General features: G+C 71.6%; 6 protein-coding genes and 1 pseudogene. 5 read left to right on the top strand and 2 right to left on the bottom strand.

Going from position 1 to position 11,911, the window contains the following annotated elements:
• Positions 1–406: 406 nt before the first annotated feature.
• Positions 407–1,402 (bottom strand): LysR family transcriptional regulator, encoded by a 996-nt coding sequence (locus EV148_RS15405; RefSeq protein WP_199222801.1) that lies wholly within the window; start codon positions 1,400–1,402, stop codon positions 407–409.
• Here EV148_RS15405 and EV148_RS15400 point away from each other — a divergent pair.
• Positions 1,401–2,360, top strand: a complete 960-nt coding sequence (locus tag EV148_RS15400) for a Rossmann-fold NAD(P)-binding domain-containing protein (protein ID WP_131999737.1) — start codon at positions 1,401–1,403, stop codon at positions 2,358–2,360. The genes EV148_RS15405 and EV148_RS15400 overlap by 2 nt on opposite strands.
• Positions 2,361–2,383: 23 nt before the next feature.
• Here the strand turns inward: EV148_RS15400 and EV148_RS15395 are convergent, their stop codons facing one another.
• Positions 2,384–2,755 carry an HAD-IA family hydrolase gene (locus tag EV148_RS15395; protein WP_241988118.1) on the bottom strand — a complete coding sequence of 124 codons (372 nt, stop codon included), beginning with the start codon at positions 2,753–2,755 and terminating at the stop codon, positions 2,384–2,386.
• Positions 2,756–2,761: 6 nt separating this feature from the next.
• On the opposite strand from EV148_RS15395, the pseudogene groEL reads away from it, so the two are divergent.
• From groEL to EV148_RS15375, 4 genes and pseudogenes are all read left to right on the top strand, one after another.
• Positions 2,762–3,799: pseudogene (gene groEL / locus EV148_RS15390) on the top strand (chaperonin GroEL); the annotation flags it as partial.
• A gap of 251 nt (positions 3,800–4,050) precedes the next feature.
• A complete protein-coding gene (locus EV148_RS15385) occupies positions 4,051–6,789 on the top strand; it encodes an Ig-like domain-containing protein (protein ID WP_158287496.1) in 2,739 nt (912 codons plus the stop codon).
• A gap of 162 nt (positions 6,790–6,951) precedes the next feature.
• Positions 6,952–9,276: a winged helix-turn-helix domain-containing protein gene (locus EV148_RS15380; protein WP_131999735.1), complete on the top strand. Its 2,325-nt coding sequence runs from the start codon at positions 6,952–6,954 to the stop codon at positions 9,274–9,276.
• 139 nt (positions 9,277–9,415) lie between these two features.
• On the top strand, positions 9,416–11,527 hold the full coding sequence (locus EV148_RS15375) for a hypothetical protein (protein WP_131999734.1): 2,112 nt from the start codon (positions 9,416–9,418) through the stop codon (positions 11,525–11,527).
• Positions 11,528–11,911 lie beyond the last annotated feature (384 nt).

Raw genomic sequence — 11,911 nt, 5'->3', positions numbered from 1 at the left:
GCGCGAACCACCGATCTGAGCCCCAACCGGCGCTTGCGCGTCCGCTACCTACCCGCCAGACTGGCTCAAAAGGGCGTTTGAATTTCCTATGCCCCCAGACTGGCTCAAAAGGGCGTTTGAATTTCCTATGCCCTTCCTATGCCCGACCGCAGCCTCACCGCCCAGCGGGTGCAGCTCTACCAGTACCAGGCCAACCTGGCCACCCTCAAGACCAGCGATACCGTGCTGGGAAGTTTGCTCTCACTCTCGGCCTGACCTTCTCAAACAGAGGCTTCAAGCGCATTATGCCCGACCGCAGCCTCACCGCCCAGCGGGTGCAGCTCTACCAGTACCAGGCCAACCTGGCCACCCTCAAGACCAGCGATACCGTGCTGGGAAGTTTGCTCTCACTCTCGGCCTGACCTTCTCAAACAGAGGCTTCAAGCGCATTTGGCAAGGCCTCGGCCAGGAAGTCGAACACCCGCCGCACCGGCCCCCGGGTGCGGATCTCGCGGTGCACCGCCAGCCAGCAGGGCATGGGCGGGATGGGCAAATCCGGCAGCACGGGTACCACCCCCGGCCAGTGGCGCAGCTGGTAGCGCGCAGCAAAGCCGATGCCGGCGCCAGCCGCGATGAGCCGGCCGTTGGCGATCTGGTTGTCGGTGCGCAGCACGAACTGTTCGCGGCCCACCGGCAGGCCCATGGCGGCAAAGCCGCGCAAGATAGTGTCGTCCTGGTCGAAGCCGACCAGCCGGTGCTGCACCAGGTCTTCGGGCCGCTCGGGCGTGCCAGCCTGGGCCAGGTAGCGCTCGTGGGCGCAGGCGGTGATGGGCAGGTCGGCCAACTTGCGTGCCACCAGTGAGCCCTGGGCTGGCCGCACCATGCGCACCGCGATGTCGGCCTCGCGGCGCAGCAGGTTGGTGAGCGCGTTCGACACCACCAGTTCCACCTGGATGCCCGGCTCGGCCTGCTGCAGCGCCACCAGCACCGGCGGCAGCAAATAGGCCGCCGCCACCTCGCTGGTGGTGAGCCGCACCGTGCCGGTGGTGGCGTCGCGCTGGCCGGCCAGGGCCTGGCGCAGGGTGTGGGCACCGGCCTGCATGTCGCGCGCGGCGTCGGCAATGGCCAGCGCGGCGGTGGTGGGCACCACGCCGCGGCCGGTGCGCTCGAACAGCGGCGCCTGCAACTGGGCCTCCAGCTCGGCGATGTGGCGCGACAGCGTGGGCTGGCGGGCGCCCAGTTGCCGGGCCGCGCCCATCAGGCTGCCGGCGTCCAGCACGGCCAGGAAGCTCTGCACCAGGGCCCAGTCGAAGCGTTCGTTTCTCATACGGAAGTGTATAGCTGGCTTGCATCCTTGGTCGATTGTGGAATGCGTGGCCTGCGCCCAGACTGGCGGCATCGCCAAATCCAACGAAGCCACCATGACCACTCCCACCCAACCCACCGTGCTCGTCCTCGGCGCCGCAGGCCGCTTTGGCGCCGCCGCCACACGGGCCTTTGCCGGCGCAGGCTGGCGCGTGCTGGCCCAGGCCCGCAAGCCGCTCGGCCCCTTGCCGCCGGGCGCCCAGGCGCTGGCCCTGGGGCTGGACGACGCCCCCGCCCTGGCCCGCGCCGCCGCTGGCGCCAGCGTGGTGGTGCATGCGCTGAACCCGGTCTACACCCGTTGGGGGCAAGACCTGCTGCCGCTGGCCGACAGCGGGATGGACCTGGCCCAGCGCCTGGGGGCGCGCTTCATGCTGCCGGGCAACATCTACAACTTTGGTGGCGGCATGCCGCCGCTGCTCACCGAGGCCACACCCCAGCAACCCACCACCCGCAAGGGCCGCTGGCGTTGCGAGCTGGAAGCCCGCATGGCAGCCCGAGCCAGCCATGGCCTGCGCAGCGACGTCATCCGCGCTGGCGATTTCTTCGGCAGCGGCACCGGCAATTGGCTGGACTTGGCCATCGCCAAGGACATCACCAAAGGCAAGCTGGTCTACCCCGGCCCGCTGGACCGCGCCCACGCCTGGGCCTATTTGCCCGATCTGGCCCAGGCCTTCGTGGCCGTGGCCACCCTGCCCTCGGTGCCCGGCGTGCGCCACTACCACTTCGCGGGCCACACCCTTACCGGGGCCGAACTGCTGGCCGCGATCGAGCGCGTGGCCCGCCCGCTGGGCCTGCTGCCCGCCGGGCCGGTGAGGCGCGGCGGCATCCCCTGGGGGTTGATGCGCGCCCTGGGCTGGGCCGTGCCCATCTGGCGCGAGCTGGCCGAGATGGCCTACCTGTGGGAGGTGCCACACGCGCTGAGTGGCGACATGCTGCAGGCCGCGGTGGGGCCGCTGCCCGCAACACCGCTGGACCAGGCCTTGCGGCTGACGCTGGCGAGCTCGGCAGCGCACTGAGCGCCGTTGCCCGGCCCGTTCAATCAGTCCGGCATCAATTGCGCGGCCAGATCGGCCAGATCCTGGGCATGCCAGTCCACCGGCACGGTGGCGCCCGACTCACCCCGGCCAGGGCCCTTTTCGTCGGGGCGCGCGATGAAGGCGGTGCGCAAACCCGCTTCCGCTGCAGCGGCCAAGTCTGCAGAATGCGCGGCCACCATCAGCACCTCGTCGCGGGGGCAGTCCAGGGAGGCGGCCGCGGCCTGGTAGACGACCGGGCTGGGCTTGTAGTCGCGCGCCAGTTCGGCCCCCAGCACGGCGTCCCAGACAAAGCCGTTGCGCCGGGCCAGGTCGACCATCAACGAGATGTTGCCGTTCGAGCAAGGCGCCAGCAGGTAACGCTGGCGCAAGCGCACCAACGCTTCATCAACAACCAGCAGAGCCAGCAGGTCGAGCTGGAAGACCCGTACATCCTCCTGTACGACAAGAAGATCTCCAACGTGCGCGAGCTGCTGCCCGTGCTCGAAGGCGTCGCCAAGGCCGGCAAGCCGCTGCTGATCGTCGCCGAGGAAGTGGAAGGCGAAGCGCTGGCGACGCTGGTCGTCAACACGATCCGCGGCATCGTCAAGGTCGCGGCCGTCAAGGCGCCGGGCTTCGGTGACCGCCGCAAGGCGATGCTGGAGGACATGGCGATCCTCACGGGCGGCCAGGTCATTTCCGAGGAAGTCGGCCTGCAGCTCGAGAAGGCGACGCTGAAGGACCTCGGCCGCGCGAAGAAGGTCGTGATCTCGAAGGAGAACACCACGATCATCGATGGCGCCGGCGAGGCCGCGAACATCCAGTCGCGCATCAAGCAGATCAAGGCGCAGATCGAGGAGACCTCCTCCGACTACGACCGCGAGAAGCTGCAGGAGCGCGTGGCGAAGCTGGCCGGCGGCGTGGCCGTCATCAAGGTCGGCGCCGCGACGGAAGTGGAGATGAAGGAAAAGAAGGCGCGCGTCGAAGACGCCCTGCACGCCACGCGTGCGGCGGTCGAGGAAGGCGTGGTCCCGGGCGGCGGCGTCGCGCTGATCCGCGCGCTGGCCGGCATCGCCAAGCTCAAGGGCGACAACGAAGACCAGAACCACGGCATCCAGATCGCCAAGCGCGCGATGGAAGCGCCGCTGCGCGAGATCGTCACCAACGCCGGTGAAGAAGCGTCCGTGATCCTCAACAAGGTCGCCGACGGCAAGGGCAACTTCGGCTACAACGCCGCGACGGGCGAGTTCGGCGACATGGTCGAGCTGGGCATCCTGGACCCGACCAAGGTCACGCGCACCGCGCTGCAGAACGCCGCGTCGATCGCCGGCCTCGTCATCACGACGGAAGCCATGGTCGCCGAGGCGCCGAAGAAGGAAGAAGCCCACAGCCACGGCCCGGCGGGCGGCGGCATGGGTGGCATGGGCGGCATGGATTTCTGATCCTCCGTTCCCGCTTCATGCTTCAACGAAAAGCCCCGCAGCGATGCGGGGCTTTTTTTCGTTCGCCGAGCGAGGCGTCGTCGCGAGATTCCGCATTCCGCCCGATCGTTTCCTCGCCTGTCTCGCCGCCGTCCGCACGGGCGCGGCACCCGGTCGGCATCCGCGTGATATCCCGCGATGCGCTTTTCCGCTTGTTCTCGAACAAGACCGCTGCACGCGGTCGCATCGCCATCGAAAAACAGGGGTTCCGCATGAACGACCATTCTTCGCCCGGCGCGGACGCGCGACCGCGCGGCCGACCCGGCCACTCGCGCCCGCGCATCCGCGCCTTCCGCAGCGCCGTCGCAACGTTGCTGCTGCTCGCGTGCATCGCCTTCGCATCGATCGCGCACGCCGATCCCGCCCCGTTCGTGTTCGAGAGCCATGCGCCAGGCGACTTCGGTAGCGGCCTCTCGGTCAGTCCGAATCCCGCCGGCATCACCTTCCGGCTGCTGCAACGCACCGCGATCAGCGAGATCGGCATCCATGCGTACGGCGACGGCGTGCATACCGTTTACGGGGCGCTGTACCAGGTCGCCACGCCCGATACCGTCCCGGATGTCGCAGGCGACAGCCGCCTCATCGGCACGACGTTGCTGCAGCCGTCCGCAACGCTGGCCGACGTCTCCGCACCCCTGGCTGCGACGCTCGAACCGGGCTGGTACGCGATCATGGTCGGCATCGGCCGCTACGGCGCGACCGGCACGACGTTCGCTATCACGATGCCCAAAGCCTGCGCGACGTATCCGTGCCCGACCCGCGCCAGCGAGACGGTCGGTCCCTATATCGTGAATGCGGTGACCAACGCGCGTTCGCTGCAAGGCACGACCGTACGCATCTTCGCGCGTGGCCAGACGCTGCCGCCGACGCCGCCGTCGGCGACGGACTTCCTCGTCGAAAGCGCCGGCCCGGCCGCGTGGAAGTCGACGCAGACGAGCGGGTCGGTGGCGCCCGGGCGCGCGGTCGCCGTGCGCTTCACGGTCGACCGCGAAGCGCGCCTGCGCCATGTCGGCGCGTGGATGTTCCTCGGCAGCGGCACCGTGTACGCCGCGGTCGTGCGCATCGCGGGTCCGACCACGCCGCCACCGTTGCCCGACACGACCGCGTTCACCAACGCGCTGGTCGGTTCGGCCGTGATCGATGTCGCCGCGGACGCCGACGAATACGGTGCGGACTTGCCCGACGTCGCGCTCACGCCGGGTTCCTATGCACTCGTGCTCGGCTCGGGCCTGCTCGGCGCGCAAGGGTCGGCGTACATGATCAGCGTGGCCGACCAGATCACGATCGACGACGCGTTGATCACGGACGCGTCATGGGGCGGCATCTGGTTGCCGCCCGTCATCGACCACTACGCGGTGCGTCTCACCGGCATCGTGCCGGAACTCGCCGCGGCTGCCGTCACGTTCGGCGACGTGCCGCTGGGTGTCGAAGCGACGCGCGCGGTGACCGTGCGCAACCTGCGTGACGGCGACCTGCACCTCGCCGGCATCACGCTCGGCGACGGCGCTGCCGACGGCTTCGCGCTCGACACCGATGCCGCCGCCTGCGCGGCCGCGACCCTGCCCGCGCAGGGCGAATGTACGTTCTCGCTGCACTTCACGCCGAGCGCACTCGGCGCGCGGACCGCTCGCATCGACGTCGCGAGCGACGGCGTGCCGGAAACCTACCCGGTCAGCGCGAGCGGCAACGGCGTTCCCGCATGGATGGTCACGCCCGGCGCCGGGCCGCACGGTTCGATCGTGCCGGCGACGCCGCAGGTCGTCGGCGATGGCGGCAGCATCGCGTTCACGCTCGCGCCGGACCCGGGCTATCACGTCGGCGCGGTCACCGGCACCTGCAATGGCGCGCTCGCAGGCGTCGTATACACCGTCGCCGCGGTGCATGCGGACTGCACGATCGATGCGCAGTTCGCGCTCGATCCGCCCACCACGCTGGCCGCGGTCGGCGGCGCTTCGCAGTCGACCGGGGTCGACGCGCCGTTCGCCGCGCCGCTGCAGGTGCGCGTGGCGAACGCGGCGGGCATCGGCGTGCCCGGCGTGACCGTCACGTTCAGCGCGCCGGCGAGCGGCGCGAGCGCGCTCGTCGCGACGAGCGCGGTCACCGACGCGGACGGCATCGCGCGCGTCGATGCGCGCGCCAACACGATCGCCGGCAGCTACGTCGTCGATGCGAGCGCCGCAGGCGTGCCGGGCGTCGCGTCGTTCGACCTGCACAACCTCGCCGGTCCGCCGGCGCAGGTGGTCGCGACCGGCGGCGCAGTGCAGTCGACGGTCGTCGAGAGCGCGTTCGCCGAACCGCTCGCGCTGCGCGTCAGCGATGCGTACGACAATCCGGTCGCCGGCGTCGCCGTCGCATTCGCCGCGCCTGCGAGTGGCGCGAGCGCGAACCTCTCGGCGACGAGCGCGACGACCGATGCCGACGGCCGCGCGGCGGTCCAGGCCGGCGCGAACGCGCTCGTCGGCAGTTACGAGGTCACGGCGACCGCGGCCGGCACCGTGACGCCGGCCGTGTTCGCGCTGCACAACCTCGCGCCCGACATCGCGCTCGTCGTCGCGATCGGCGACGGCCACGACTACGTCGCCTACGGCGACACCCTCGTCTACGACGTGGTGGTGAGCAACCACGGCAGTGCGGACGCGCGCGAGGTGGATGTCGCGGTGGACCTGCCCGAAGGCATCGACGCGGCCGCGGCGAGCTGGAGTTGCCTCGACGCGGCGGATGGTGCCTGCGCCGCGAGCGGCAGCGGCGCGCTGCTCGACCGCGCGACCGTCGCGGCCAACGCGAGCGTGCACTACCTGCTCGCCGCCCCGGTGCGCGACGATGCGCAGGGCGCGACGATCGACGTCGGTGCGAGCACGACCGGCCCGTATGCGGGCGACATCGCGAACGCGAGCGACAGCAACTGGCTCGTCGTGTACCGTGATGGATTCGAGGCCGACGGCGACGACTGACCGCAGGCGCGCCGCCGTCGCAGCGCGATCGGGCGACGGCGGCGGCGCGGGAGGCTTACGCGTGCGCGACCAACCCGCTAGAGTGGCCGATGGCCCGCCGGCGCTCGGCGGCCCCCGCGGGTCCGGGCGCCGGCCTGGGTACGCGTTCGCAGCAGTCGGAGCATGTCGGCAAGGCACTACCGTTTCGGGGACTTCGAGCTCGACCCGGCGTCGCGCGAGCTGCGCGACGCGGACGGGCCGGTCGCGCTGCCGCTGAAATCGTTCGATTGCATCGTTTACCTGCTCGAGCGACGCGAACGCGCGGTCGGCCGCGACGAGCTCATCAGCGCGGTATGGGGCCGCGCCGACGTCAGCGACGCGCTGCTCGGCCAGACCCTCTCGCGCGCGCGCCGCGCGCTCGGCGACACCGGCGAGGAACAGCGCTTCATCCGCACGGTCGCGCGCTTCGGCTACCACTGGGTCGCGCCCGTCGACGTCGCCGACGAACCGGCGACGCCGCGCGCGGCCGTCGGAGCGTCGGTCGACGAAGGCGACGCAGCGACCAGCGTCGTGCCGCAGCCGGCGACCCGTCGCCGGCGCCGCCACGTCCTCGCGTTCGCCGTGATGCTCGCCGGTGCAGTGGCCGGCGTCGCGCTGTTCGCCGCATGGCGCGGCGCGCGCGTGCCGGATGCGCCGGTGCAGGCGGGCGCCGCGCTCGTGTTGCCGGTGGAGGTCGCCGACGACGGCGGCGACGCACGCTGGATCCGCTTCGGCGCGATGGACTACCTCGCCGCGCGCCTGCGCGAACGCAGCAACCTCACGGTGTTGCCGTCCGAGCAGGTGATCGCCTATCTCGCGCGCGATGGCGATGCGGCAACCGACCCGGCGCGCCGCCGTGCGCTCGCGACGAAGGCCGGCGCCTCCCTCGTGCTCGCCGCGCGCGTGCGCCGCGACGCGCAGGGCTGGGGGGTCGAACTCGACGTGCAGGATGCCGAACGCAGCGTGCGCCACGCGGCGAGTGCGCCGACCCCGCTGCAGGCGATCGATCGGGCGCTGGCCGACTGGCTCGGCGATCCGGCGATCGCCGAAGCACCGGCGCGGCCGACCGCGCTGGAACTGCAGCAGCGCATCGACGCGGCGTTCCTCGAAGGCGACCTGCGCGAGGCCGCGGCGATCGCCGAAGCGGCGCCGCTCGACCTGCAGCGCATGCCCGAGATCGCCGTGCGCGTGGCCGAAGTCGACGAGCGCGCGGGGCGCATCGAACAGGCGCAGCGCGGTTTTGAACGACTCGCGACGACCGCGGGCGTGTCGCCGGTCGTGCATGCGCGCGCGCTGTACGGCCTGTGCGCGGTCGCCTTCAACCGCAACGAGCCGGAGCGTGCGCAGGCGTATTGCCGCGACGCGCTCGCCGCACTCGAGGGCCGGCACGAGCCGCTGCTGCTCGGTCGCGCCTACATGATGCGCGGCGTGATCGAGGACCAGCTCGGCCGCTACGAGGACGCGCTCGCGAGCTTCGCCCGCGCGCGCATCGAATGGCGCGCCGCGGGCAACCTGCCCGGCGAGGCGAGCCTCGACAACAACGAAGGGCTCGCGCACGCGCACCACGGCCATTTCGCCGAAGCGGTCGCGTCGTTCCAGCGCGGTGCCGCGGTGTTCGAGCGTTTCGGCGTCATCGACCACCTCGCCTCGTCGCTGGCCGCGAAATCCGATGCGCAGCGCATGATGCTCGAGGCCGACGACGCGCTCGCGAGCAGCACCAAGGCGTGGCGCCTCGCGCCGCGCATGGACGACCCGCGCGCGGTGCTCGCGATCGCCTACACGCACGCGCAGGCGCTGCTCGCGAACGGCCGGCTCGACGAACTCGGCCGCCTGGTCGAGCGCTATGACGACGGCACGCCGGCCGCGCCACCCGAGTTCGTGCTCATGCGCCTGGCCCGGGACACGGCGGCGGGCACGCCGCCGGCACTCGCCGACGCCGACGTCGACCGCATCGTCGGTCGCGTGCTGGCGCCGCCGAATCCCGGCAGCGATGCGCGCCTCTCACGCGCGGTCGACCTGCTCGTCGACGCCGCGCTCGCCCAGGGCCGGCGCGAGGTCGCCGCGCATGCGTTGCAGCGCCTGCGCGATGCCGGTGCCTCCCCCCTCGATGCCGACCGCGCGTTCGTCGCGGCGCTCGCCGGCGCGCGCATCGCCGAAGCCGGGCGCGACGAGGTCGGTGCGGAGGCCGGCTACGCGCTCGCGGTCGAGCTCGGGCTCGCCGCCAACCGCGCCGACCAGTGGGTGCCCGCGGGCGCGGCACGCGTCATCGCGCTCGTGCGTGCGGGGCACCTCGACGACGCGCGCGGCATCGGCGGGCGCCTCGCCGCCTACGCCGACCGCGACCTCGGTGCGGCGCAGGCGCTGCTCGCGCTGTACGAGGCCAGCGGGGAGGCCGGTGCGGCCGAGCGACTGCGCGGACGCATCGAGGTGCTGCGCGGGCAGCGCCGCGCGGCCGAACACGCGCCGTGACACCGCCTGTCACGCCGATGTCACGCGCGTGTCAACGCGTGCTGACGCCGGTGTGATGCGCCGCGCCGCGCGGCGGCCTAGGGTCGGACGGATGGCCGGTTCGCCCGGCCCCTCCTTCCAGCATGAGGGTTGCCCCGCCGTGAATACGATCCCCATCCTCCGCCGCGTCATCGTCGCCGGCCTGCTCGCACCGCTCGCCGCGGCCGCGGCGGCGCCGACGACCCTGCACGTGGGTCCGTCCAGCACGCTCGGCAGCGGCATCACGCTCGCGGTCGGCCTCGCCCTCGACGACGGCAACCCGGACACCTGCGGCACGGCCACCGATCTCGCCGTGCATGCCGGCGACGCGGTCAACTTCTGCTACACGCTGACCAACGATTCGACCCGCACGCTCGCCTACCACACGCTCGTCGACAGCGTCGATGGTTCGATCTTCGCGCTCATGCACGAGGACGTCGCGCCGGGCGCATCGGTGCAATTCAACCGCATCGTCACCGCGACGCTCGGCGTCGAGGACTACGCTGCCACCTGGACCGCGCAGGACCAGGAGCCCGGCTACGCCGCCGCGCCGGTCGCGTTCGGGTTCACGGACATCGTCGACAGTGGCACGCCACTCGATCTCGGCGACGACGGTGCGACCGGCGTCACGCTGCCGTTCGCGTTCCCGTTCTTCGACGACGCGAGCAACCTGCTCACGATCGGCAACAACGGCACGCTCGTGCTCGGCACCCTGGACGGCTTCAGCTACGCCTTCAACGATCCGCTGCCGTACGAGCCCGACGTGTTCATGGGCGGTCCGATCATCGCGCCGTTCTGGGACGATTTCGCGAACAGCTCCGGCAACGTCTGGTGGCGGGTCGACGGCACGGCGCCGAACCGGCGCGTGATCGTGCAGTGGGTCCGGCCGCACTTCCTGCAGACGGGTGGCGCGCCCGCCGTGTTCCAGGCGCACCTCGGCGAGGATGGTTCGCTCCAGTTCCACTACGCCAACACCGTGTTCGGCGACCCGGCCAATCCGGACTGGGACAATGGCGGCAGTGCGACGGTCGGCCTGCAGAACGTGGATGCGTCGATCGGCAACCTGTATTCGTACAACACGCCGTCGCTGACGCCGGCGAGCGCGCTCGCCTGGACGCGCACCTCGCCGACCGCGTACACGACGGCCACGAGCGTGCACCTCGACGTCGCGCCGGCGCTCGTGCCGCCGACGATCGCGGTGACGCCCGATCCGCTCGCGGCCGCGGGCGAGCCGGGCGGCGCGCCGGTGACGGTGCCGTTCGTGATCGCCAACCAGGGCGAGATCGGGCTCGAGTGGAACGCGATCGAGGCACCCGCCGCGCAGCCGGCCGCAGCGCCCCGGCAGCAGCCGCTTTCGCCGCTCGCGACGCGCAAGGCCGCCGACGACGCGGGCACGCAGGATCGCTGGCGCACGGGCCACACCCAGGTCGTCTCGCTGCGTGGCGCCTCGACCGAGGGCTGCGACGAATCGACCCCGGGCATCATCGTGCACGACGACGGCATGCCCGAGGACGGTTATCGCGACGGCTCGGGCCTGTTCACGATCGCCGGCTACGTCGATCGCTTCACGCCCAGCGCCTATCCGGCGACGTTCACGAGCGCGTGCGTCTCGTTCCTCTCCTCCGAGGCAGGCACGAGCCAGGCGTTCCAGCTCGTCGTCTACGACGACAGCGGCTGGGACGGCGGACCGGGCAACCTGCTCGCGGCCGTCGACGCGGTCGCCACCGACATCCCGAACACGGCCCAGGCCGCCTTCGTGCGCGTCGACCTGTCCGGGCTCGGCATCAGCGTCGCGAGCGGCAACGTCTACATCGGCGTGCAGTTCGACCCGATGGATCCCGGGACCTCGTTCGTCGCCTCGGACGTCAACGGCGAGCCGAACGCAGGGGCGGGCTACCTTATGCGCGGCAACCCGGGCGCGCTCGGCTCGTGGGATCCGATCGTCGATCGCTTCCACGATTACCACGCGCTGCTCGTGCGCGCGGTGGAGCAGCTCGATGCCTGCGCCACGCCGTCCGACGTGCCGTGGCTGAGCCTGGACACCACCAGTGGCAGCATCGACGCGAATGCACAGGCGACGGTCACGGCGACGCTCGACCCTTCGCAGCTCGCCGCGGGCCACTACGAGGCGGCGCTGTGCATCGGCAGCAACGACCCGGCCCATCCGCGCCTCGTCGTGCCGGTCAGCTTCGACGTCAGCGACAGCGTGTTCGCCGACGGCTTCGACGGCTGACGCGCAAGTCCCCTCCCTCCGTGGGAGCGGCTTCCAGCCGCGAATGCCGTGGGCCTGCTCGCGCGTCCAGGGCATCGCGACCGAAGTCGCTCCCGCGGCTCTTTCCGTGGGAGCGACCGTCTCGATGCGGCCGCGTGCAGGAGCGGCTTCAGCCACGATGATCTTCATCGGCCACGAAACGTAACGCGCCTCCAGCGGGAGCCTACCCTGTGGCGATCGCGGTGCCGCACCAAGGCACGACGGCGCACAGGGTGCGCCTACAGGTGACGTGCGCCGCGAGCGCGCAAGCCGCGATGCCCCTCGGCCCTCCGCCGTCGAAAACCCCCGGCCTTCCCCGGCCGATTTGCCGCGGCCGCCGCCGCGTGGCACCGTAGCGGCGACCCG

This window comes from Dokdonella fugitiva, assembly GCF_004342425.1.
GTDB lineage: Bacteria > Pseudomonadota > Gammaproteobacteria > Xanthomonadales > Rhodanobacteraceae > Dokdonella_A > Dokdonella_A fugitiva.
The sequence above is the reverse complement of the archived record's forward strand: the minus strand, read 5'-3'. Positions and strand labels throughout refer to the sequence as shown.